The sequence below is a fragment of the Spiroplasma endosymbiont of Amphimallon solstitiale genome, assembly GCF_964030965.1.
GTDB lineage: Bacteria > Bacillota_I > Bacilli_A > Mycoplasmatales > VBWQ01 > Spiroplasma_E.
This window is the reverse complement of the sequence record NZ_OZ034999.1, coordinates 1,935,972-1,961,973: the sequence shown is the minus strand read 5'-3', so window position 1 is coordinate 1,961,973 and position 26,002 is coordinate 1,935,972. Positions and strand designations below refer to the sequence as shown.

Below are 26,002 nucleotides of genomic sequence, written 5' to 3'. Positions count from 1 at the left end.
TTATCGAAGAAAATTCAATTATAGTTTGTGATATGCAAGTATTATATGATACAGTAGCTAAACAAACTAAATCCACTATCCAGCAGTTTAAATCAAAAGAAAATAAAGAATTAAATTATAAAAAATTAAGTAATGTCAGTAAAATACAATCAAGTTTAAAAGAATTTATTACTCATTACCATGGCATTGGATTTACCAATATTCAAAATTACCTCAATTTATGGAAATGAAAATATCACCACTACGGATTAACCCCTTATCAAAAATCCAATGTGTTATATTTCAGTTTGTAAAAAAAATAAATCCCAAAATTTAATAAAATCAAATTTTAAGTCAAGTTGATGACTTTTTTTATTTTACCACTACTTTTCTACAAAATTAAAATTATTTTCTGTTACGTCAATAATAACTTCACTATTATCATCAAGAATTTCTTTAGTTATAAATTGACCAACGTTTTCAGCACCAGTTTTATCAGCAACCGTTTTTAAACGACTTAATTGTTTTTCCAACGGAACCAATGTTTTATTAATGCCAACATAAAGATCGTGATTTTCTACTAAACACTGTAAAAAATTATTATTTAATAACTGAATATGAACGGAAATATTATATGTATGATTACTATTTCTTTCAATACCAACTTTAGCAATCATATCTTTTTTAATATATTTAGAATACTTTTCTTGTAAATAATTAAAATTTTTATCAACAGCATTTTTAATTTCATAAGTAATATTAATATTTTTTCCATGGACAATAACTTGCATGATTAATTGCTCCTATCTTTTAATTATTATATACATTTTCCCATAAACAAATAAATTTTAAAAGATAATAGTGTAATTAAATTTAAATTATTAACAACTAAGCAAAATACCAATTATATTTATAATATGCTCAATATCATCTTCAGTTAAATTAATGATTAATACTCTATTTTTTATCTTTTCATGATTTTTGTTTTAAAAAATTTTGTTTTCCATTAAAAGTAATAGCTGTTTTTCAACGTGGATAATTATTACCTTTAGTAATAGCATTAGTATTATTCATTGGCTGTAAATTACTAATATCAGAAGTGCCTCCATGAAATAAAGGTCGTTGATGTATAATAGTTCAATTATAACTTTTAGGATCATCATTAAGTTTAACATTACTAATAAAGTTATTTTTAAACATTAGCCCACCTGCATAGTCTTTTCGATATAACTGTGGATTATAATCATCAATAATTTCTCCTTTATTTCATACTTCTTCAATTTGTTGTGGTGCTCAAGTTACTTCACTATTAACAATATTACTACTGTTATTAGTTTGAACAGGATTTGGATTACTAGTTACTTGATTATCAAGTAATTTTGATTGTGGAAGTGCACCTCCACCAGTATTATTAATAACTATATTTATACCTTGTGTTGATTTATCGTGTTCATTAAAAATCGATCTGTAAATGATGGTCCAATAGTTTGTTCACAAAAAAGAGAATTTTGTTCAACACTTGCGGGTATTTCTGTTGCTGATAAAGCATTATTATTTGTCAATGATAATGCTTTTTTTCATTTATTTCTTAGATTAGCCATTATTAATCATAAAGAAAAAAGTACTAAAAAGAAACTACAAATTAATGCAAAGCCTCAAGGTAAAATAAAAAATAAAACATTAATAATTTTTTTGTCCATAACATAACTATAAATTTTTTTATAACCATAACTTATTAATAATCCTAAACCAATAAGTAAGACAAGCGAAATTACTACTACTATTAATGCTCATACTAAAGTTATTACTCCATATTTATTTAAAAAAATAAATGGAATTGTAATAAACACTAGAGTAATAACCGAAAAAATTAAAGTAAAAATTGTTAAAATCTGAAAAGTAAGAGTAAATGTAATACCTTTACTATTAATTACTTCAGTTAAAATTGTTAAAATCTCATTAACATTAGTACGATAAAGTATAAGTCATAATACTCAACTTATAATCAAAGTTATTGCCATTAACCCCGAACTAACAATAATTCCTCAACGATTATGAGAATTAATGTTTCTATAATTCTCTGCTGACACTTCCATACTAAAACCTCACAACTCTAAAATCTCATTAAAATCTCATATATTAAATTCTATCATAAATGATGATTAACATGTTTAACGACAATTATGAAATATAAATGAAAATATAACCTTTATAAAAATACTTCTTGAAAATTAAAATTTAGATTTAACTTAATAAAAATGTATCATAATATTTTTAATAAACCTGAATTGTAAATATAAATGGGACACTTATATAAAAATTAAATTGTGTTAATTCTATAATTAAGAAAAGAAAGGAATTAGCACAATGTATAAGTATCTGACTATTGAATCAATAATAGCAATAAAAGAATATAAAAGTTATGGATTTTCGATTCGTAAAATAGCAAAAGCCATTGATTATAGTAAATCAACTGTACATAGAGTTTGTAGATTATTAAATCAAAACTTATTACCATTAGAAATATTGAATAAAATTCAAAAAAATAAACAAAATGCAGGTAGAAAATTAATAATTTTAACTTTAATAGAAATTAATACTATTAATCATTTGTTAATTACTAAAAATTATGCTCTTGATATAATTGCTAATTTTTTAAAGGAAAATAAAATAAAAAGTATTTCAACAAAAACTTTATATAACATGTTTAAAACAAATCGAATGGGTTTTGATGAAAATAACTTATTGAGAAAAGGAAAAAATAAACCTCACAAACAAAAAGAAACTAGGGGCAGAATTAATAATTGTAAGTCTATTCATGAAAGAAATTTAATCATTTCTAATATTAAAAATATAGAAGAATTTGGTCATTTAGAGGGTGATACTATCATTGGTAAAGATCATAAAAGTTCTATTATTACTTTAGCTGATATATGATCAAAAACCACAATTCCTTTAGCAACTAAAAATAATAAATCAGAAAATATTACAAAAAGTATAATAAAATTTATTTCAAAGTTACAAAAAGGAACAGTTAAAACTATTACTTTTGATCGTGGTAAAGAATTTAGTAAATGAAAATTAATCGAAAAAAATTGTAATGTTAAGATTTATTTTGCAGATCCTGGTAAACCTTGTCAAAGAGGTTTAAATGAAAATAATAATGGTATTTTAAGAAGATATTTACCAAAATCTACAGATCTATCCTTTAATTTTGTAGAAAAGTAATGATACATGATAAAGTGTTATTTTTAGAGAATTTTTACACTAAATAATGTTATTTTTAACAAATTTTTAATTAAAAATAATATTTTAAGTGTAAATTGATGAATAATTTTTGGTCATCCATACTTTTCTACATAATTAAAAGATCTATCTTCATATAAACAAAAAGATTTAAATACTATAGCATTTCAAATTAATTCTACACCCAGAAAATCACTATCTTATAAAAGACCAATAGATTTAATACAATTATTTTAAAAAACTGTCCCATTTATATTTACAATTCAGGTTTTAAAATAATATTTATTAGAGTTATTTTCAAGATTATGTTGTGAGAGATAGTAAGAAGTTAAGTCTATATCTTGTGCATATATTGTAATTTCAATAAAATTAATTTTAAAATTTTCAATTTTTTCTATAAGTAAATTTATTCTATCAATAAAAACTAAATTTTCTTTTATTTTATTTATTTTTTTCTTAGTTTTTTTTGTTTAATTTCCATAAATATTTTTTTTAACATTATCTTGTTTTTCCCTTTCAATTTATTTTTATTAAAAATATGCTTAGTATCGTAACTACTAATAGATAATAGAAACTTTGTTTCTTATTGCAGTTAAGTTTTGGCTCATAGTCAACAAATGAGTTTTTAGTTGATATCCACCAATAATATAAATAACTTATTTTTATAATGAAGAGTTGTTATTTATACTTGTTAAAGATTGATTTGAAAAATCTCCTAATTCCATTGAATTAATTTTATCAATATTTAAATTTGATTCGATTTTTTTATCTAAATTTAATTTTCCATAAATAGCTAAACTTAAAACATCATTGCACATGCCTAAAATAGTTTTATTTACAAATTTGGCAGTAATTGTTTTTTCAGCAATAGAACCATCTCCACCACCTTTGTAGGGCTTATTTAAATCTAAATTCATATTTGTTAAATCAATTCCATACAAATGTCATTCTTTGGTACTTATTTTATTTGAATAATGTTTACCTAAATAATAAATTTTTGCTTTTGTATTATTAACATTAATATTAGCTTCTTCTTTCATTTCATTTATTACTGTTGTGTTAAGATCTTTTTTTCTACTCCCCCAGTAATAGTGCTATATTCACTAATTTGTTTATTTTTAAATAACGGATTATTTTCTTTAACTAGTAAATAATAATATTCATTATCTTTTAAAACATAAGGTAATATAGCAACTCCTTTATTATTAGTTCAAGGCTCTTCAACACCACAATAAAAGTCTTCTTTAATTAATTTTACGAAAGTAGTTCCTTCATTTGTACATGTACCATTAAAAAATGTTGAATTTTTTAAGTTACTATTAATATTTCTTTTTTTATGTTTTTTATGACGATGTTTATGATTAAAATTTCGGTTTGTTTTAAATTAATTGGTAGTTCTTGTAAATTGGTTAATGATTCTTGTAAGGTTGTTGGGTTACTTAATGATTTTATTGGCATAGATTGTACTTTTTGTTTTTCATTATGAAATAATGGAATAATTAATATTCATAATTTAAATAAAAAACTTGGATTAAAATATTTCATTTTAACACCCCTTTCAAAATAATAATTAATAAAATATATCTAAAATTATGTATTTATTTTAACATTTTTTTATTTTTCTTAGAACCTGTTTAGAATCTTTTTAATAAAACTGAAATAAATGAAAGAACAACCATTTGTAAACTAGTATTTAGTTTTCTTTCACAATTTTTTCATAATCTTCTGTATTTTTCTAATCAAGCAAAGCTTCGTTCTACAATTCATCTTTTTGGTAATACTACAAAAGTATGTAATTCATTACGTTTTATCACTTCAACATTTGCATTTATGATTGTTTTGATTTCAGAAGCAAATTTTTCACCAGTATAACCAGCATCTACTATTATTTTTTGAACTGCAGAAAGATTTTCTTTTTCATTTTCAATCATTATTATAGCGCTATTACGATCTGTTTTTTCTGCTGTGGTTATGTAAATTGCATGTGGTAAACCTTGAGAATCAACAACAATATGATGTTTTATGCCTGAAATCTTTTTACCAGCATCATAACCTTTATTTTCAGTAGTATCTGTATTTTTAACACTTTGCGAATCAATTATACAAAAACTAGTTTGTTCTTTGCGATTATTATTGATACGAACTTTTTTAACTAATTTTTTTTAAAATTAATTGCAATACACTAGGTTCTTTACCATTATTTTTACTTCAAATTTGAAAATAATAATATACAGTTTGTCATTTTGGAAAATTTTTTGGTAGCATTCTTCATTGACAACCACTTTTTAATACATATAAAATTGCACAAAATACTTCATATAAATCTAAACTTCTTGGTTTTGTTTTCTTTTTGCTATTTTCTAAAATTGATTTTATGTTCTCAAATTGTTCTTTGGTGACATGACTTGGATAATTTTTATGCATATATACCTCTTATTTTAAAATATATAATCATTTTACATTATTTTCGAAAAGATTCTAAACAGGTTCTTAGGATATTTGCTTTTATAATAATAAACATGTTATATAATTTAAAGCAAGATTACTATACTTTTGTAAATGAAATTTAAATATATATTATAGTTTTATCGCTATAACTAGGTATTAACCACTAGGTTTATTTTTTAGTTTGTATTTTAGATAATAGAAATTTATTTAATCATCAATTATTAATAAATATTAAGTTTAAATTTAATTAAAAATAATAAAAAAAGTATCAATTTTTACCACAAGTGTAAATTTGATACTTAATTAAAATAATTTTATTTAAAACATTAAATCAGAAAATGGAAAACAAGATTTAAATAGGGTAATATATTTAATAGTTTTTTGTTCATTATAATTTAATTCTGTATTTAATGTCATTAATTGCTTATGAAATTTTTCATAAAACATTGTTCAAAATAATCAACTTATAGTAATAATAAATAAGCTAAGGAAACTAAAAATTGTTAATATTTCCTTGTTAATATTATTATTTTGAATTGGAATATAATATAATAAAGCACAAATAATAGTAATAATAACACCATTTATAAAAAATAAATTAATAATTGGTAGAGCTAAATTACTTCATTTTTGAGAATTATTTTTTAATTATGTAGAAAAGTATGGATGACCAAAAATTATTCATCAATTTACACTTAAAATATTATTTTTAATTAAAAATTTGTTAAAAGTAACATTATTTAGTGTAAAAATTCTCTAAAAATAACACTTTATCATGTATCATTACTTTTCTAAAAAATTAAAGGAATTATTTTTTCACTTAATAACAAGTACACTACTTAAAGTTTGATATTTATTTCAAGTAGTAGTTTCATTAAAATCACGACTTTTTAATTTTAAAATATTTTTTTAAAATTATAGTTAAGATATTAAAAGTAAATTTACTTTTAACTATTTGACAATTAATATTTTCATTGGATAATGCTTGTTGATAGCTAGGTTTTAATTTAGTATCATTTTTTTTAGTTTTTAAAATAATAATTAATCAAAAAATAAATTGGAATAATTGAAATATTAAAACCATCGCAATTAAAAATAAACTAATAAGAATAAAAACACTTGTTGTTTGATCTTGAGTAATCATATATTTTCACTATTTATTTTCTATAGCATTAATACCAGGTAAATCCTTACCTTCTAGATATTCTAATGAAGCACCTCCACCAGTTGAAATATGGCTAAATTTATTTTCATATCCAAATTTAACTGCTGCTGCTGCACTATCACCACCACCAATTAGTGTAAATGCACCTTTTAATTGTGAAATAGTTTTACAAATATTTTTTGTTCCATTAACAAAGTTACTCATTTCAAAAACTCCTAATGGTCCATTTCAAAAAACAGTTTTAGCATTAATTAAAGTATTTTCAAATAATTTAATTGTTTTTGGACCAATATCCATTCCTTCATATCCATCATCAATGTTTTCATTATTAGTAATTTTACCTTTGATATCGTTAAATTCCGGAGCAATTACAAAGTCAATAGGTAGTATTAATTTTTCTTTTCCTAATTCAATAATTTCTTTAGCAATATCAATTTTATCTTTTTCTAATAATGAATCACCAATTTTATAATTCAATGCTTTCATAAAAGTATAAGCCATACCGCCACCAACAAGAACTTTATCAGCTTTTGTTAATAATTGTTTGATAACATCAATTTTATCTGATACTTTAGCACCACCAAGTACTGCTATAAAAGGATGTTCTGGATTAACGGTGATTTTATTAAGCATTGTTAATTCTTTTTCAATTAATAAACCAACACAACTATTTTTGATATTAGTAGCAATACCAACGTTAGATGTATGAGCACGGTGTGCAGTACCAAAAGCATCATTAACAAATACATCACCTAAATGTGCTCAATATTTACCTAATTCGGGATTATTAGTAGATTCTTTATTACCATTTAAATCTTCAAAACGAGTATTTTCTATTAAAAGTAATTCTTTGTTTTTAAGATTATTAATAGCTGTTTCAAGATTTGTACCACGAGTTTCATTAATGAATATTACATTTTCTTTTAAGATTTCACTTAGTCTTTTTGCAACAGGCGCTAAAGTATTCTTCGCTTTATCAGTTTCAGATTTAATTCTTCCAAGATGTGATAACATGATTATTTTTGCATCTTGATTTTGTAAATACTTAATAGTTTCGATGCTTGCTTTTATTCTTGTATCATCGGTAATTTTATTATTTTCTAATGGTACATTGAAGTCAAAACGAACAATAACTTTTTTATTTTTAAAATCAAGATCCTTTAATGTTTTTTTATTCATATAATTTTCATCTCCTTTTTTCATATTATAATTTTAATATATTTTTAAAACTATTAATAAAAATGCATCTTGTAATTGGTAAGATGCATTTTTGTAGTTTAATATTTTAATTAAACTATTTAAAAATTATTTTAGCTTTGCTAAGTGTATTACTGTTCTTACTAATTGCGATACATATGACATTTCATTATCATATCAAGCAAAAACTTTAACAATTTGTTTGCCTTCAACTTCAATAACTTTTGTTAATGTTGCATCAAAACTTGAACCAAAACTTGAACCAATAATATCAGTTGAAACAATTGGATCTTCATTATAAGCAAATGATTCGCTACTATGTTTTTTCATTGCTGCATTAACTTGTTCAACAGTAACATTTTTCTTTAATTCAATTGTTAAATCAACAATTGAACCAGTAATAATTGGAACACGCATTGCTGAACCATCTAGTTTTCCTTTAACAGAAGGGATAACTAAACCAATAGCTGCAGCAGCACCTGTAGCTGCAGGAACAATATTAGACATAGCACTACGTCCTCTTCTGAAATCTGAATGTTCTAAGTCTAGTAAACGTTGGTCATTAGTTGCAGCATGAACTGTTGTCATTCATCCCTTAATAATTCCAAATTCTGATTCTAGAGTATGAACAACAGGAGCAAGACAATTAGTAGTACATGAAGCACCAGAAATAATATTATCAGTACTTTTTAGAATATCATGGTTAACATTATAAACAATAGTTTTTAAGTCTCCTTTAGCGGGTGCTGAAATCACAACTTTTTTAGCTCCAGCATCAATATGTGCTTGTGCTAATTCTTTTGTTGTAAAACGTCCAGTTGCTTCAATTACGATATCAACAGCATTGGCTTTTCATGGTAATGCTTTTGGGTCTTTTTCTTGACAAACTTTAATTATTTTACCATCAACATTAATAGTATTTTTTGATTTGTCTGCTTTGATTTTTCCGTGTTTTCAAGTTCTATGTGCTGAATCATATTGTAATAGATATGCTAGAGCTTCTACATTTCCTAAATCATTGATAGCAACAATATCAATTTCTTTTTTGTCAAATAATTGACGGAAGGCAATGCGCCCAATGCGCCCAAATCCATTAATTGCAATTTTAATTGCCATTATTAAGTCACTCCTTTTATGTGTTTGTTTTTTATATTGATTAATGACTAGGTATATTATAAACAAATATTGTTAATATTTGTCATAAAATATGGATTTATTTATAAAACATTTATTTTATTAGTAAATTATTTCCTTTATTTTAATTATAGTTTTCATTATTTTATTTTTTTATGAAAAATACTATGTTTTATATTGGTATATATTCTATTTCATTATTAATATTGTCAATATTATTATTTTCAATTGTAGTTTGTGATTCTTCAACAGTTAATTCAATTGGTATAGTTAAAGTTTGAATACGTTCTAATAAGCGTTTAACTTTAATTTCTTCTGATTTACTATTTTTTAAATAATAATGTTGATATAGTTCACTAATACTATAGTTAGAATTAATAAATGTAGTTTTTAATGGTAAAATTCGTGCATTAAGAATACTAAATAATAATTCATCACGCTCTCAAGCACTAACAGTTTCACCGCCTAAATCATCAATAAATAATAAGTCACATGATTTTAATTGTTCAATTTGCTGATTAGTATCAGTATCATTTTTAAAACTTTTTTTAATGTCCATAACAAATTCAGGTCATACAATAAAACAAACAGTTTGGTTTTTTTGAATTAATTTATTTGCAAATAAGATAAAAATAAAAGTTTTGCCACTACCTGTGTCACCATATAAGTATAAACCTTGATAACTTTTGTGTTTTAAAGATTGATGTAAATACTGGATGATTTCTTTTCTTGCATTAGTTGAGGCATTAAAATTTTTACTTCATGAAAGTGATAAAAGTTTATCATCATAGTATTTAATTAAAAAATTATTATGTACTTGTTGTTGGACAGATCTATTAATAGAATGAAGACAATCCGTTAGTACTAAACTTATTTTTTGATTAGGTAACATTACTAGTTTATAACGATATCCTTTAACATTTTGTAGACATTTGCTAAGATTCTCTCGTTTTTTACATAAATTGTAGCTATCAATATAAGTTTTTAATAAATCAACATATGGTTCTAGTTTGCTGTTAGTTAAGTTGTTTTTTTTAATAAAGTCATGAAGTTCAGCATTGTTAATGTTTTCTTTTAAGATAGTTGTCGCTTTAAGTTTCATGATAATCATTTCCTTACTTAATAATAGTGTCTTTTAATAATTAAATTAATGGGCATCAAATTCCTTTAAAATATTCTTTATTTCTTCTTGAGTTAATGTTATATCTTTTTTATTAATATTATCAACCTTATATTTTTTAATTAATTTTTTATTGAAATTATTTGTTGTTGATTGTTCTGTAGTAGATCATAATGATTCTTGTTGAAATTGTTGCTGTGGATTTTTTTTGCTACGAGCATAAGCAAGTTTTAAATGAGATAAAGCATCATCAATACTATTAATTTGATTTTCTTGAAAGGTTTCAGCAATTTTAATAATATAGTTTGGTTCTAAACGTTTATTATTTTTAAATCAAACATATTCAATTAAGCAGTTAATTACAGCATTATTTAATTGAAAGTTATTAGTTAATATTTCTAATGTTGTTTTTAATTTATCAGTTGGTATTTTACCAGTTAAATTTTTTAAATATTCTTCAGGTAATTTTTGTTGCATTAAATTTAATGTGGTATTAATAACATCAGAATTATCTTTAGATATAATTGTATTACCATTAGAATTTAAATTAACTTTCATAGTGTTAATTTGATTTTTATTTTGAAATGAATAAATTGGTCTAGAAATTGATGTTTGTTCTTGTTTAGCATAAATATTATTAAGTGCTGTTTTTAATTTTAAAGATTGAGGGATAGTATTTTCCTGTTGAGTAATATTAACATAATTTTCTGTAATTTCAATATCATTTTTCAAAAAATAAAATTTTTGTCTTTCGTAATTTAAAGTTCCTAATTGTTTAAGTAGTTCTGAGTTTAAATGGGTATTAGCAAAAAAATCATCAGCAGATAAGGGAGAACACAATTGATAAATGTAAGTAGATTTTAAAGAATAGTAGTAAGTATTAATAAGGTTAACAGATTCAAGTTGTTGGAAAGCAACAAGTAATTGAGTGGAAGTTATTTTTAATAAAGATTTAATTCGTCCGTGATTGAAATCAAGATTAATACGTTTTGTTAATAACTTTTCTTGAACTAAAGTTAAATATAAATTTATTGCTTCAATACCAATTATTGGTTGATATAACATAAATAAAATTTGGTAATCTTCGTTACTAATATATTCTGATTGGGTCAACTTAAAAATATCAATATCATTTATTGTTCTGTTCATATTCATTCCCTAACTTTCTTTTTACTATCCATTTCTTTCATGGTATGATAATTATATGCACATAAAGAATATAAATAAAGTGAAATGATTAAAACACATACTTATCCACATTTATTCCACTTTTTTTATTAAAAATATTCTTTATTAATATATACTTTTGAGTTTTTCACAGTTAATATTTAATTTGACAGTGATTACAAAAGTAAGTTCCGCGAAGGTTTATTTTTATTTTTTTGATAATAGTATGGCATTTAAAACAAGGCATTTTTGCTCTAGTATGAACTTGTAATTCTTGTTGATAGTAACCTGTTACACCAAGGCTTGAAGTATAACTACTAATTGTTGATCCACCAAGTTTTATTGATTTATTAAGCACAAATCTTGATTTATTAATGATTTCTTGTAATTGTTTAAGTGTTAAATTTTTAGTAATACTTTGTGGATGAATACTAGCATAAAATAATACTTCATCTGCATAAATATTTCCTAAACCACTCATAACATTTTGTTCTAATAATGTTGCTTTAATACTTTGACTTTTATTTTTTCATTTATTTTTTAAATATTCAGCAGTAACATTTTTATTAAAAGGTTCTGGACCAATATTAATATAAGGTTTTATTTTTTGATATTCATTTTTAGTTTGTAAATGAAAGGTTCCAAACTGTCTTGTGTCATGATATCTTAATTCGTATTTATTGTCTAATTCTAATATTAATAAGACATGTTTTCAATTTATTGATTGATTATTTTGTTGAAAATAATATTTTCCTTCCATTCGTAAATGACTTAATAATACATAATCATCTAATATAAATATTAATAATTTACCAACTCTTTGAACATCATTTATTGTTTGTCCAATAATTTGTTTTGTGAATTGTTCAATACTTGGTGTTTTGATAATTTTATTTAAAAGAATTCTAACACCAATAATTTTATGATTAGTTAAAAGTGGTTGTAAAGTTTTGCGAACAGTTTCAACTTCGGGTAATTCTGGCATTTTTATTTTCCTTCCAATAAAATATAATAAACTAATTTATTTTAAATATTAATAAATTTTTAAAAATTTATTTTAATTCAAATCAGTTATCACCAATACTAGTATTAATTAATAAGGGAACTTTTAATTTAGTAACATTAGACATAATTTTAGTAATTTTAGTAATAACATCATTAACTTTATTATCTTCAACTTCAAAAATTAATTCATCATGAATTTGTGCAATTAATATTGCATCAATATTTTGTTTTTTTATTTCTTCATAAATTTTATTCATTGCTAATTTTAAAATATCAGCAGCACTACCTTGAATTGGCATGTTCATTGCTATTCGTTTACCAAAATTTTGAATCACCTTATTTTTATTTGTAATTTCCATTACTTCTCTTCTACGATTAAAAATTGTTTGAACGTATCCATTTTTTTCACAAAAATCAATTATATTATTAATATAACTTTTAATTTTTGGAAAAACCGAAAAATATTTATTAATAAATATTTTAGCATCTTCAACTTTAATTCCTATTTGTTGTGATAAACCAAAACTAGAAATGCCATAAACAATGCCAAAATTAATAGCTTTTGCATTTTGTCTTTGTTCGTTAGTAACTTCTGCTAAAGGTATATTTAATATTTTACTTGCAGTTTCGCGATGAATATCATTCTTTTGTTGAAAAGCTTTAATTAAATTTTCATCTTCACTAATATGAGCTAATATTCTTAATTCAATTTGCGAATAATCACAGGATAGTATTTTAGTATGTGGTTTGCTTGGAATAAAGATTTTGCGAACTTCTCTTTGTTCTTTATCGCGAATACTAATATTTTGCATATTAGGATCTAATGAAGATAACCTGCCAGTACTGGTTTGCACTTGATTATAAATGCTATGAATTTTACCATCATCAAAAATATATTTTTGTAAACCAAGTAAGTAAGTGGAATATAATTTTTGTAATTTACGATATTCTAAAAGAATATCGATGATTGGATGTTGATTTTTTAAACTAATTAAAACTTCAAAAGCAGTACTACCTTTTTTATAATTAGGTAATTTTAATTCTTTAAATAAGTATTCACTAATTTGTTTTGGTGAATTTGGATTTAAATTACTATTACTTTCTTTTTTAATTTGTAATTCTAAATCTTGGATTTTTAGTAAAGTTTTATCAGTTAGTAGTTTTAATTTTTTTTGATCAATGTTAACACCATTACACTCCATATTTACTAATACAAAAGCAGCAGGTAATTCAATCTCTTGATATAAATTTCAGTTATTAGTATCTTTTAATTTTTTTATAAGAATGAGATGAGAATCTGTTAAAAAATTTAATTTTTTTTCTAAAAAAATAGCTATTTCTTTTTCATCATTGGGAATATTTTTTTTAATACCTTTGCCATAAAAATCATCAGTGCTTAAATTATCTTTAACATTGACATTGAGCATAACAGCAATGTTTTCTGGTAATATTTTTTCATTAGCATAAAGAAGGTAAGCAGCTAACATATGGTCAAAAATAATATTATTTATTATCAATTTTAAACGCAGTCCTGCGATAATAACCTTTTTTAAATCTCAAGTTATTTTTTGTAGTTTTTTATTTTGTAAGAAATGTTGAAAATTAGAACAATTAATTGCATTAATTTTATTAATATAAAATGTTCCTTTTTCATTTTTAATACCAAAACCAATAATATTATCGCGATTATAATTATCACCAAAAATTTCTAATCATAAGTAATTTGAATCACAATTTCATTCTTGACTTCACTTATTTATAATTTGAACGTGAGATGTACTATTTTTATTAGTTTTAGGATTAGTGTCTTGTGTTAATAAAGAGTTCATATTATATTGTTTGTAAAAGTCTTGTAACTTTTCATTATTTAAATTTTCAACATTATAATTAAACGTTTCTAAATTACCAGTAATTGGTGTATTTAAATTAAGTTGTGCTAGTTGTTTACAAATAATACCATTATTAAAGTTAAGTTTAATTAGTTTACTAACATTTGGTTTTAATTGTTCTACATTTTCAATAATGTTTTCTAATGTGTCATATTCTTTTAATAAACTAATAGCAGTTTTTTGACCAATTCCTTTAATGCCAGGTAAATTATCAGAACTATCACCCATTAATCCCTTTAAATCGGTAACTTGATAAGGTAATAATTCATATTCTGATTGAAATGTAGAAATAGTAATAACCTTTAAATCACTCATCCCTTTTTGTGGATTAAGAATTTTAATATTGTTATCTAATAGTTGTAATAAATCTTTATCACTACTCATAATATCAATTTGATAATTACTAGCAACTTTATTTTTAACAATGCTGCCAATAATATCATCAGCTTCATAATTATTTATTTGTCCCCAAGGAATTTGTGCTAAGTCTAAAAATATTTTAACTAAATTAAATTGTTCAATTAACTCAACCGGAGTTTCACTTCTTTTTCCTTTATATGTTGCTAAAGTTTCATGACGAAATGTTTTACGACCAGCATCAAATGCAACAAAAACACTAGCATAGTTGTTAGATTTTAAGTACTTAGTCAACATTCTAATAAAAGAATAGACGGCATTAGTTGGAATACCCTGTAGCGAATGTAGATTAACTCCTTGGTATGCAGTAGCATAATATGCTTTAAATAATAAATTGTTACCATCAATAATTAATGCTTTTTTCATTTATTCACCTAATTTCATAAAATTATTATAACAATAAGTAAGTATAACTTCATATAAAATTAAAAAATTAGGATATAAAAAAAACAAGATTTTTTTCTTGCTATCAAACAATAATTAAGTTACAGATTTAATTGTGTAGAAAACATTATAAATATAAGGTTTTAGGGTTAATTTTAAGAGAATTATTATATTTATAGTGATTAGAGTTCTGTAACTTAATTATTTAAATATTAAGGATATTTATAAATACATCCTTAACTTTTATTATAACATTCAATTTTTAATTTTTAAATTCATTTTTTCTTTTTTATAGGCAATGTTTAGTAATCTGTGTAACTTACAAAAATAACTATGTTTAATTAATTCTAGTAAATATAATTAAATGACTAGAAAGAGTGAGTTACAGATGGCTAAAAAACAAAATATTAATAATAATGATCCAATATCAAAAGCAGTAGATTTATTATTAGAAAATACTGAAGATTTAACAACAGTTTTTAAAGAAGGGGGTTTATATAAAGAATTAACAAAACGTTTAGTTGAAAAAATGTTGAATTCTGAAATGCAAAATTATTTAGGATATGAAAAAAATCAACATAGTAATACTGAAAATGCTCGTAATGGTACAAGTTCAAAAAAATTAATAACTCAACAAGGTAAAATTGAGATTGATGTACCAAGAGATCGCAATAGTGATTTTACTCCTTTAATAGTTGCAAAAAGACAGCGAAGATTTGATGGTTTTGATCAACAAGTGCTTTCACTATATGCAAAAGGTATGACTCTATCTGACATTAGAATGCAGTTACAAGAGTTATATCATGGTGCTGATATTAGTGAAAGTGTTATTAGTCAAATTACTGATGATGTTATTGATGATGTCAAAGCATGACAAAATCGACCATTAGAAAGTATTTATCCTATTGTTTACTTTGATTGTATAGTAGTTAAAGTAAGACAAGATAAACGCATTATTAACAAATCAGTTTATATAGCATTAGTAGTTGATTTAGAAGGCAAAAAAGATGTTTTAGGCTTATGAATTAGTGAAAATGAAGGTGCTAAATTTTGATTATCTAATTTGACAGAAATGAAAAATCGAGGCTTAAATGATATTCTTATTGCTTGTAGTGACAATTTAACAGGCATGTCAGAAGCAATACAATCAGTTTATCCTAAAACAGAACATCAATTATGCATTGTTCATCAAATTCGAAATAGTTTAAAATATGTTTCATACAAACATCGAAAAACTTTAGTTACAGATTTAAAGCCAATTTATACTGCATGTAGTGAAGAACAAGCAATGCAAGCTTTAGAATCATTTGAAAGTAAATGAAATAAACAATATCCTCAAATTGCTAAATCTTGATATAAAAATTGAGAAAATTTAATGGTTTTTATTAGTTATCCTGTAGAAATCAAAAGAGTAATTTATACTACAAATGCTATTGAATCTGTTAATAGTCAATTAAGAAAAGTTATCAGAAATAAAAAAGTTTTTCCTAATGATATGTCAGTTTTCAAAATATTTTATTTAGCAATTGAAAATATAACAAAAAAATGAACATTGCCTATTCAAAATTGAAATACAGCAATTGCTCATTTTATGATAAAATTTGAAGACAGAATTAATCTAAACTAGTACTTTGTAAAACAAAGATACACAGATTTCTAAAAAGCCTCTTTTTATACCTGAATTGTAAATATAAATGGGACAGTTTTTTAAAATAATTGCTTTAATTTTGTAGAAAAGTAATGATACATGATAAAGTGTTATTTTTAGAGAATTTTTACACTAAATAATGTTACTTTTAACAAATTTTTAATTAAAAATAATATTTTAAGTGTAAATTGATGAATAATTTTTGGTCATCCATACTTTTCTACATAATTAAAAAATAATTGTATTAAATCTATTGGTCTTTTATAAGATAGTGATTTTCTGGGTGTAGAATTAATTTGAAATGCTATAGTATTTAAATCTTTTTGTTTATATGAAGATAGATCTGTAGATTTTGGTAAATATCTTCTTAAAATACCATTATTATTTTCATTTAAACCTCTTTGACAAGGTTTACCAGGATCTGCAAAATAAATCTTAACATTACAATTTTTTTCGATTAATTTTCATTTACTAAATTCTTTACCACGATCAAAAGTAATAGTTTTAACTGTTCCTTTTTGTAACTTTGAAATAAATTTTATTATACTTTTTGTAATATTTTCTGATTTATTATTTTTAGTTGCTAAAGGAATTGTGGTTTTTGATCATATATCAGCTAAAGTAATAATAGAACTTTTATGATCTTTACCAATGATAGTATCACCCTCTAAATGACCAAATTCTTCTTTTAATTATGTAGAAAAGTATGGATGACCAAAAATTATTCATCAATTTACACTTAAAATATTATTTTTAATTAAAAATTTGTTAAAAGTAACATTATTTAGTGTAAAAATTCTCTAAAAATAACACTTTATCATGTATCATTACTTTTCTACAAAATTAAAGAATTCTTCTATATTTTTAATATTAGGAATGATTAAATTTCTTTCATGAATAGACTTACAATTATTAATTCTGCCCCTAGTTTCTTTTTGTTTGTGAGGTTTATTTTTTCCTTTTCTCAATAAGTTATTTTCATCAAAACCCATTCGATTTGTTTTAAACATGTTATATAAAGTTTTTGTTGAAATACTTTTTATTTTATTTTCCTTTAAAAAATTAGCAATTATATCAAGAGCATAATTTTTAGTAATTAACAAATGATTAATAGTATTAATTTCTATTAAAGTTAAAATTATTAATTTTCTACCTGCATTTTGTTTATTTTTTTGAATTTTATTCAATATTTCTAATGGCAATAAGTTTTGATTTAATAATCTACAAACTCTATGTACAGTTGATTTACTATAATCAATGGCTTTTGCTATTTTACGAATCGAAAATCCATAACTTTTATATTCTTTTATTGCTATTATTGATTCAATAGTCAGATACTTATACATTGTGCTAATTCCTTTCTTTTCTTAATTATAGAATTAACACAATTTAATTTTTATATAAGTGTCCTTTTTAATTTTACAATTCAGGATATATAAAAAACAAGAGCTTTTCAGCTCTTGTCTACACAAGAATTATTGCTAAGGTAATATGTCATTTATAAAAAAAAGGGGGGGTTATTTATAAATAAAACTTAAGGTTATTGGGGTTATAGAGTTTAAATTAGGGGTTTTAGATTAATTTTAAATTTTTTATATTTAAAAATATTATAATTGAATAATGTTTTGACATATTACCTTAATTTTAAAGGACCTAGGCTATCTAAATCCTTATAAGAATAATAACAAATAATATTTAAATTGCAAGGAAATTTGTTATTATTTTTAGAAATAATTTATATTTTTAGTTTTTTTTCAAAAATATATTCATACTCTATATAAGTTTTTTATTTTTTTGATAAATATTTTTGGAAAAATTGCAATAATTTTACCCTACTTATCTTAATTTTATAAAAAATATTAGTGCATTAATTGAGTGTTTATTTTTAGTAAAAATTTTTACATATCCTGAATTGTAAAATTAAAAAGGACACTTATATAAAAATTAAATTGTGTTAATTCTATAATTAAGAAAAGAAAGGAATTAGCACAATGTATAAGTATCTGACTATTGAATCAATAATAGCAATAAAAGAATATAAAAGTTATGGATTTTCGATTCGTAAAATAGCAAAAGCCATTGATTATAGTAAATCAACTGTACATAGAGTTTGTAGATTATTAAATCAAAACTTATTGCCATTAGAAATATTGAATAAAATTCAAAAAAATAAACAAAATGCAGGTAGAAAATTAATAATTTTAACTTTAATAGAAATTAATACTATTAATCATTTGTTAATTACTAAAAATTATGCTCTTGATATAATTGCTAATTTTTTAAAGGAAAATAAAATAAAAAGTATTTCAACAAAAACTTTATATAACATGTTTAAAACAAATCGAATGGGTTTTGATGAAAATAACTTATTGAGAAAAGGAAAAAATAAACCTCACAAACAAAAAGAAACTAGGGGCAGAATTAATAATTGTAAGTCTATTCATGAAAGAAATTTAATCATTCCTAATATTAAAAATATAGAAGAATTTGGTCATTTAGAGGGTGATACTATCATTGGTAAAGATCATAAAAGTTCTATTATTACTTTAGCTGATATATGATCAAAAACCACAATTCCTTTAGCAACTAAAAATAATAAATCAGAAAATATTACAAAAAGTATAATAAAATTTATTTCAAAGTTACAAAAAGGAACAGTTAAAACTATTACTTTTGATCGTGGTAAAGAATTTAGTAAATGAAAATTAATCGAAAAAAATTGTAATGTTAAGATTTATTTTGCAGATCCTGGTAAACCTTGTCAAAGAGGTTTAAATGAAAATAATAATGGTATTTTAAGAAGATATTTACCAAAATCTACAGATCTATCTTCATATAAACAAAAAGATTTAAATACTATAGCATTTCAAATTAATTCTACACCCAGAAAATCACTATCTTATAAAAGACCAATAGATTTAATACAATTATTTTAAAAAACTGTCCCATTTATATTTACAATTCAGGTATTATGAAAGTTTTAAACACTAATACAAGTAATAAAATAAAAATATGCTTTAATTTTGTAGAAAAGTAATGATACATGATAAAGTGTTATTTTTAGAGAATTTTTACACTAAATAATGTTACTTTTAACAAATTTTTAATTAAAAATAATATTTTAAGTGTAAATTGATGAATAATTTTTGGTCATCCATACTTTTCTACATAATTAAAAAAATATGTGGTTAAACTTATAGTTTTAATTTTAGTTATAAAAATTTGTAAAAAATTATTTAAAAAAAATAAAAAAGATATATAATGATGTCGAATATTTAATATTTAAAATTGAGAAAAAATATTCAAATTGAAGTAAGGAGAAAATTAAAAGGGACGGTAACAAAAACGGAGGATATAATTACTTTTTAAACATTTCTTTTAAATTATAGACAAGAAATAATTGTAATTATATGCAATTGTAAATACATCTTACTACTAAATTAAATTAATTTCAATTAAAATACAAATATTGAAAAAATGAAAAATAAAATTAATATTTATACACAACAAAAATTCTTATTAACTTTTAATTTAATAAGTTTTTAATATTTTAATAAAAAATTTTGATTATGTTTTGGAATTTACAAGATTACACTTAAAAATAACCATTTTAATATAAATATTTATACTATATGTTCTATTACCAAGCATTTCTTTTAAAATATATCAAATATTACTTTCAGCAAAAGTACCTATATTTCATTTAGCACCTTGATTTTGAATACCTTGTTTATTATTTTTAAAATATTGTTTTTTTAATTTTTTATGATTTTTTAATATTTCATTCATATATTTTATTAACTCATCATATTGACCATTTTCAATAAAATTTCTACAAGTATTATATTCGTTTCAATATTTTCCTTTATTTCCAGCAATTATTCCTACATATAACTTTTTAACTAAATGGAATTTATCTAAAACAAATTGTGCACCTAAATAATCAGCAACATCTTTAATTCATTCTGCACTATCACCACAAATAATAATTTTTGCTTGGTCAAAATTTTCAAAAAATCTATTTCCTTGTTGTAAAATAAATTCAGCAGTTTTTTTAACACCAATTGCTGTTTTTGTTGGTCTTATTATTACATCTACTCTTTTATTAACTAATTTATGATTAATATTATCTGTACAAAATAATACTAAGCGCATTGAATATTTACCAGAATTACGTTTAAATTTTCAAAACTTACGATGTCCATCATCAATACTAATATAAATAAATTGATTTGGTTCTAATTTTATTTTAGGAACATCTAATTTATTGACTTGATATTCTTGAAATACTCTTCCAATACTTGTTGTACTAAATTTTGTTTGTTTCATAGTATGTAAAATATCACGATATTTTTTTCCATCTGCAAAATGTTCAATAACATTATTTTTGATATCTTGACAAGTCCTTTTGTATTTAGGTAATTGCAATTTTTCATCTAATAAACAAATAGGAACTCATTTTTTTAATTGTTCATCATAATATTTATAATCACGACATTTATAAGTAACAAGACCATTGATAGTATTTCTAGTTCTTGTTTTAATTTTAACGGGGATATATTTTCTATCTCTTTCTTTTAAGATTCTTCAATCTGTTTTTTCTCATTGATTTTTTACATCATCTCTAAATGATTGATACATTCTTTTAGTTGCTTCATTTAAAGTTCATAAGTAATTAAAACTCATATTTTTTCTCCTAACTTTTTTTAAATTTTAAATTTATTGTAAATATATTTAAAAAATTAATTTACTTAATTATTATATAAATATATAAGTGTTATTTTAAATAAAATAAAAAATATTTTAAAAACCACTTTCATATTTAAAATATAATAAATAATTTCAATATCATTAATAGTATAGGTATTACAAAATAAACGCCTTTAATTTAGGCGTTATTTTGCGTTTAAAAGGCATACTTGTAAAAATAATATAAATTAAGTACAATTTACACATAAAATTAAGAAATAAGGAGTAATTTAATATGAGTAAATTTGAAAAACAAAAAATAGAACAATCTATTAACTATTTTAAGGAAAATATAGAAAATTGTTATGAAAAAATATCTTCTTTAGAAAAGAAAAAAATATGAAATATTGATTTTTATGATTGAAATAAAGAAATAAATTCTAAAATAAAATTACAGAATAATATAATAGAATATTTTTTTAATTATGTAGAAAAGTATGGATGACCAAAAATTATTCATCAATTTACACTTAAAATATTATTTTTAATTAAAAATTTGTTAAAAGTAACATTATTTAGTGTAAAAATTCTCTAAAAATAACACTTTATCATGTATCATTACTTTTCTACAAAATTAAAGGAATATTTTCATGAAAAAATATCTCAAAGTAATGAATTACTATTAAATACTAAAAAAGAACCAGTTTTTTCAAAAAAAATCATAAATAGCATTGATAATAAAATAGAAAAAACTAAACCAATTAATATTACAAAAGGTCAAAAAATAAAACCATAAACATTCTTGTAGAAAGGAAAATAAAATGAAAACATGAATAAAAGCAAATTTAAGTAAAATAACATTAGCATTAGCACTAACTGGTGCTGTAAGTGGAGTAACTGGTTTAATAATTGGTTCACTAGCACATAATCAAACTAATGGTTATAAATCATATTTAGGACATGACTATACAGTCTACTGAGGGGGGGCTGGAACAACTATATGAGAAAGAAAAACTAATGATAAACACATAATAGATTTGTATTTTGATAAAGATAAACGTATTAATACAGATTTAAAATGAGATGGTCAATATCCAAAAGGATATTTTAATTGATAACTAAATTTCCAAATTAATGTATGAAATATTCTCGTTATATTTATCAAATAAATTAATATTAGTTAAACTTATTTCTTGTTTATCGGTTATTAAAATTAAATCATAATTTCCAGCACCAAATATACCACTAATTTCAATCCGATTTAAATTATTAATAGGATTTTCAATTAATAATTCAAAATCACTACTATTATCAATTTGTAAAATTTCTTTATAAAATTCTAATTTAGAAAATAATTGAGATTTATTTGAACCATATAAGTTTAAAGCATTTTCAATTTTATTTTTATTAATAATTGTTCTTGTAAAATATTTTCCATATTCACCATTACCTAATGTTCAATCTTCCGGAATTAATGACGGAATATTATTACTTTCAAGTTCATTAGTTATAGATAGTCAGTTAAATTGATTATCATCTAGTTTAAATAATTCATTTTGACTAATGTCATTACTTTTTAATTTAATATTATTTATATCTTTAAAATCAAAATATTCAGATTTTAATATTACCTTTACATCTTTAAATTCTCAAACTTTATCTGGTGTAGAATGTATAGGATTTGATTTTAGTTCAAAATAATATGGTAATAATAGTTTATAATCATCGTTTAAACCTTTATTAATTGATAAGTTTGAATAAATATTAGTTGATATCATAATCACTATTTGTTTAAATATTTGAATTTGTGGTAAATTCAAATAATTTGGATAATCTAATTTTCATTGTTTGAATAAATTAGTAATAACATCCTCAGGTTTTTGTCCTTCAAATTTAGCACGTAGTTTTGTAATATCAAAATTTTCATCACCTTGTTTAAAAGATATTCCATCAAAGTTTCGATTATAAGTATATGTATAAGTTAGCATATCTAATAATAGTTGTTGTAAACTATCAATTGGTGGTTTATCATTTATTTCTATTTCAATATCATCAAATTTATTATTAGTTGCAACATATTGAAAAAATTGACTTTCACCCGCAAAATCTCAAACTTCTTTATCTTTTAATTCTTTTTGTTTTTTTAATGGTCATTTACCGTCATAAATAGTACCAAATTCATAACCTAATCAAGCATTAGTTATTCTTGCATTATTAATAATTTCTTTTCTTGTTTCTTTACCACCGCCAATAGCAATTAAATCTAAAACTGATTTTTCTTCTCCTATAAATTGTTTTGCTAATTTTCAAGGTAAGATTTGTTCACTAAATCATTGTTCTAATATTCTAACTTTTGGTTGAGTTTCAATAGGCATTGATAACAGCGGAAATGCTATCTTATCTTTGATAAATAACTTTGGGTATACTTCCATATTATCAACTTCACCAAGTACCTTTATATTGCCAAAAATCATGCTTCTAGGTGCTTTAATTTTTAAACCCGTTACTTTTGTATCTTTATCTAATGGTTTTTGTAATTTAATGATAATTGGATAACCATCTCTTGTTTTAAAATCTTTAATTTTAATAATAGTAATACTTTTAGTGCTTCTTGTTTTAGGATTTTGATAAGGTTGAGAATAATTATTAATAATATATAAATTATCAATATTATTTTCAGATAATGGTTCATTAATAGAAACAGCATATAACTTAAATTGATTTAATAAATTTATTTCTTGAAAAATTAAGTTTTTAATATCAGTCATACTATATTCAATTGTATTATCATTAATATTAGTACTTGCTCTTTGATTTAATTGCATAGTAAAGTCCGATGTTTCAACAGCAGTAGTTTTTAATACTTTATCAATATCAATAAAACCGATTTTAATGGTATTTGCTGAAAATCTTAAACTATTATTTTCATTATTTTTAAATAAACGTTCAATTTCATAAATGTAAATTGTTCTTTTTTTAAATTCATCATATGCTCTATTAATATCAGGGTCACTAGTAGCTCTCATCATATTAGTAAAGTCATAAGGAATATTATCAATTAAATAATCATTTTCTATTTCTGCTTGATTAAGTTTAGTTTGCTTCTGTTTCTGTGGAAACTTGGTTTGTGGTTTGTTGTTGTCCATTGTTTTCTCCTATTAATTGGTTATTTTCGGGGTTAAATAATTTTAATTTAACAGTTATGTTATTAATTGTTTCATCATCATTAATATTAAATGTTTGACTATTTAATAAATCTTTATCTAAAATTACTAATAATTGAATAAATTTAAGAATATCAATATTAAATTGTCATAATTTTTGTTCAATATAATTAATAGTTGAAATATTAACTGCTGTACTTTCGGGTACTGATTGTTGTGCAGATTTCTTTTGACTTGGAATATGAATACCACAACGTTTAGATATTTCATTAATTAATCAATCATATATATCAGTTAAGTTTTTACCTTTAAAGTTGCTATTTGTCATATTGATATTTTCGTTTTGTTCGTTATTATCGCCACCACTTTTAAATATGTAGTTTTTAGTAACCAAAGTTCTTACTGCATCTTCCATTAAAGATTGAACATTACCATAAGTTTGACTAAAAATAAACTTTGGTGAGTTTAAAATAGTATCTAAAACAATTTGTTCAAAGATGACATCTAATGCTTTAATTTTATCCATTACTTTATCACAATCTGCTAACTCATTTGCTTTATTTCGCATAATTGCTATTGGTATATAGTTAATATTTAATGTTTGTTCTTGTGATAAATTAGGATTATTAATATATGTTTTAAAATCTAATGGAAATTGTTTTTTATTATCACTAATACTATAAATTGCACGATTAATTGTTACTTGTTCATTATTTAATGTATAAACTTCAAATAATCTTACAGTTTGTGCATTTTGTTCATAATTATCATAAAAAATAGTACATTGAATTAATTTACCAGTAATATCATAAACTCTTTGTTGTATATCTATTACTTGAAAATATAAATTATCATTAGCAATATAAATTAAATAACCACTAATTCCTAATTTACTTAATTTAAAAATAGAATTTCAATTTTTTCTATAAAATTCTTGTTGAATTAAATATTGTTTAATAGTTTCATTATTAATTTCTAATGGAGCATTATATAAATTAGCATTATTTTCTGCTACAAAATCAGTAAAATATGTTTCATGGTTAAAATCATTAAAACCAAAATAACTTAAAATAGAAGCATGTGTACTTTTACCTTTTAAAAAAGTTAATTTAGTTTTTTCTTCATTATTAGTACTTTTATCTCTTCTTAAAAATCTACCTAGCATAATATTCACCACCTTTTTAAAAAATTTGATTAATTTTTAATATAATTTTTACAATAATAAATATAATTAAACCCGCAGTTGCAGAAGATAATAACACTCCAATTAAACCTAAAATAATTTTTATAATTTTAAAAAACATAACCTTATTCCTGTAATTCTTCTAATTTTCATACATTACCTTTTAA

19 protein-coding genes and 4 pseudogenes are annotated in these 26,002 nt (G+C 22.4%); 7 read left to right on the top strand and 16 right to left on the bottom strand.

Annotated elements, in window-relative coordinates; genetic code table 4:
- Positions 1 to 2,346 precede the first annotated feature (2,346 nt).
- A pseudogene (locus AAHH39_RS12155) lies at positions 2,347 to 3,186 on the top strand (IS30 family transposase); the annotation flags it as partial.
- Positions 3,187 to 3,887: 701 nt separating this feature from the next.
- Here the strand turns inward: AAHH39_RS12155 and AAHH39_RS12150 are convergent.
- From AAHH39_RS12150 to polA, 10 genes are all read right to left on the bottom strand, one after another.
- Positions 3,888 to 4,265 carry a hypothetical protein gene (locus AAHH39_RS12150; protein WP_342218270.1) on the bottom strand — a complete coding sequence of 126 codons (378 nt, stop codon included), beginning with the start codon at positions 4,263 to 4,265 and terminating at the stop codon, positions 3,888 to 3,890.
- A gap of 268 nt (positions 4,266 to 4,533) precedes the next feature.
- Positions 4,534 to 4,770 (bottom strand): hypothetical protein, encoded by a 237-nt coding sequence (locus tag AAHH39_RS12145; protein ID WP_342218269.1) that lies wholly within the window; start codon positions 4,768 to 4,770, stop codon positions 4,534 to 4,536.
- A gap of 89 nt (positions 4,771 to 4,859) precedes the next feature.
- Positions 4,860 to 5,649 (bottom strand): IS5 family transposase gene (locus AAHH39_RS12140; protein ID WP_425288907.1). Its coding sequence is split into 2 segments (ribosomal slippage): positions 4,860 to 5,387 and positions 5,389 to 5,649, totalling 789 coding nucleotides; the frame shifts between segments, so codons are not numbered across the junction.
- Between the two features lie 898 nt (positions 5,650 to 6,547).
- Positions 6,548 to 6,817, bottom strand: coding sequence for a hypothetical protein (locus AAHH39_RS12135; protein ID WP_342218267.1), 270 nt, complete (start codon positions 6,815 to 6,817; stop codon positions 6,548 to 6,550).
- A 9-nt stretch (positions 6,818 to 6,826) separates the two neighbouring features.
- Entirely contained in the window at positions 6,827 to 8,017 is a 1,191-nt protein-coding gene (locus tag AAHH39_RS12130) for a phosphoglycerate kinase (RefSeq protein ID WP_342218266.1), read from the bottom strand.
- Positions 8,018 to 8,143: 126 nt separating this feature from the next.
- The gene (gap, locus tag AAHH39_RS12125; protein WP_342218265.1) at positions 8,144 to 9,151 is read right to left on the bottom strand and encodes a type I glyceraldehyde-3-phosphate dehydrogenase; all 1,008 of its coding nucleotides are present in this window, start codon (positions 9,149 to 9,151) and stop codon (positions 8,144 to 8,146) included.
- A gap of 190 nt (positions 9,152 to 9,341) precedes the next feature.
- Positions 9,342 to 10,061, bottom strand: coding sequence for an ATP-binding protein (locus AAHH39_RS12120; RefSeq protein WP_342218264.1), 720 nt, complete (start codon positions 10,059 to 10,061; stop codon positions 9,342 to 9,344).
- Positions 10,062 to 10,316: 255 nt separating this feature from the next.
- Entirely contained in the window at positions 10,317 to 11,438 is a 1,122-nt protein-coding gene (locus AAHH39_RS12115; RefSeq protein WP_342218263.1) for a DnaD domain protein, read from the bottom strand.
- 172 nt (positions 11,439 to 11,610) lie between these two features.
- Positions 11,611 to 12,441 (bottom strand): DNA-formamidopyrimidine glycosylase, encoded by an 831-nt coding sequence (gene mutM / locus AAHH39_RS12110; RefSeq protein WP_342218262.1) that lies wholly within the window; start codon positions 12,439 to 12,441, stop codon positions 11,611 to 11,613.
- Between the two features lie 67 nt (positions 12,442 to 12,508).
- The gene (polA, locus tag AAHH39_RS12105; protein WP_342218261.1) at positions 12,509 to 15,133 is read right to left on the bottom strand and encodes a DNA polymerase I; all 2,625 of its coding nucleotides are present in this window, start codon (positions 15,131 to 15,133) and stop codon (positions 12,509 to 12,511) included.
- 406 nt (positions 15,134 to 15,539) lie between these two features.
- Between polA and AAHH39_RS12100 the strand changes: the two genes are divergently transcribed.
- Positions 15,540 to 16,778 carry an IS256 family transposase gene (locus AAHH39_RS12100; protein ID WP_342219303.1) on the top strand — a complete coding sequence of 413 codons (1,239 nt, stop codon included), beginning with the start codon at positions 15,540 to 15,542 and terminating at the stop codon, positions 16,776 to 16,778.
- 137 nt (positions 16,779 to 16,915) lie between these two features.
- On the opposite strand, the pseudogene AAHH39_RS13560 reads toward AAHH39_RS12100, so the two are convergent.
- Both AAHH39_RS13560 and AAHH39_RS13555 read right to left on the bottom strand, forming a co-directional pair.
- Positions 16,916 to 17,032: pseudogene (locus AAHH39_RS13560) on the bottom strand (IS30 family transposase); the annotation flags it as partial.
- Positions 17,033 to 17,485 (bottom strand): annotated as a pseudogene (locus tag AAHH39_RS13555) (IS30 family transposase); the annotation flags it as partial. It lies immediately after the preceding pseudogene.
- Between AAHH39_RS13555 and AAHH39_RS12095 the strand changes: the two are divergent.
- Positions 17,451 to 17,603: a hypothetical protein gene (locus AAHH39_RS12095; protein ID WP_342218260.1), complete on the top strand. Its 153-nt coding sequence runs from the start codon at positions 17,451 to 17,453 to the stop codon at positions 17,601 to 17,603. The pseudogene AAHH39_RS13555 and the gene AAHH39_RS12095 sit on opposite strands and share 35 nt — an antisense overlap.
- A gap of 53 nt (positions 17,604 to 17,656) precedes the next feature.
- On the opposite strand, the pseudogene AAHH39_RS12090 reads toward AAHH39_RS12095, so the two are convergent.
- A pseudogene (locus AAHH39_RS12090) lies at positions 17,657 to 18,145 on the bottom strand (helix-turn-helix domain-containing protein); the annotation flags it as partial.
- A 645-nt stretch (positions 18,146 to 18,790) separates the two neighbouring features.
- Between AAHH39_RS12090 and AAHH39_RS12085 the strand changes: the two are divergent.
- Positions 18,791 to 19,735: an IS30 family transposase gene (locus AAHH39_RS12085; RefSeq protein ID WP_342217458.1), complete on the top strand. Its 945-nt coding sequence runs from the start codon at positions 18,791 to 18,793 to the stop codon at positions 19,733 to 19,735.
- Between the two features lie 631 nt (positions 19,736 to 20,366).
- Here the strand turns inward: AAHH39_RS12085 and AAHH39_RS12080 are convergent.
- On the bottom strand, positions 20,367 to 21,485 hold the full coding sequence (locus AAHH39_RS12080) for an Mbov_0401 family ICE element transposase-like protein (RefSeq protein WP_342218259.1): 1,119 nt from the start codon (positions 21,483 to 21,485) through the stop codon (positions 20,367 to 20,369).
- 298 nt (positions 21,486 to 21,783) lie between these two features.
- Here AAHH39_RS12080 and AAHH39_RS12075 point away from each other — a divergent pair, with 298 nt between their 5' ends.
- The 3 genes from AAHH39_RS12075 to AAHH39_RS12065 are packed head-to-tail and all read left to right on the top strand — an operon-like array spanning position 21,784 to position 22,606.
- On the top strand, positions 21,784 to 22,083 hold the full coding sequence (locus AAHH39_RS12075; RefSeq protein ID WP_342218258.1) for a hypothetical protein: 300 nt from the start codon (positions 21,784 to 21,786) through the stop codon (positions 22,081 to 22,083).
- A 15-nt stretch (positions 22,084 to 22,098) separates the two neighbouring features.
- Complete coding sequence (locus AAHH39_RS12070) at positions 22,099 to 22,284, top strand: hypothetical protein (protein WP_342218257.1); 186 nt, start codon at positions 22,099 to 22,101, stop codon at positions 22,282 to 22,284.
- A 25-nt stretch (positions 22,285 to 22,309) separates the two neighbouring features.
- Entirely contained in the window at positions 22,310 to 22,606 is a 297-nt protein-coding gene (locus AAHH39_RS12065) for a hypothetical protein (protein WP_342218256.1), read from the top strand.
- Here the strand turns inward: AAHH39_RS12065 and AAHH39_RS12060 are convergent, their stop codons facing one another.
- Both AAHH39_RS12060 and AAHH39_RS12055 read right to left on the bottom strand, forming a co-directional pair.
- Positions 22,607 to 24,634 carry a hypothetical protein gene (locus AAHH39_RS12060; RefSeq protein ID WP_342218255.1) on the bottom strand — a complete coding sequence of 676 codons (2,028 nt, stop codon included), beginning with the start codon at positions 24,632 to 24,634 and terminating at the stop codon, positions 22,607 to 22,609.
- A complete protein-coding gene (locus tag AAHH39_RS12055) occupies positions 24,582 to 25,817 on the bottom strand; it encodes a hypothetical protein (RefSeq protein ID WP_342218254.1) in 1,236 nt (411 codons plus the stop codon). Before AAHH39_RS12055 ends, AAHH39_RS12060 begins: the two co-directional genes overlap by 53 nt.
- Positions 25,818 to 26,002 lie beyond the last annotated feature (185 nt).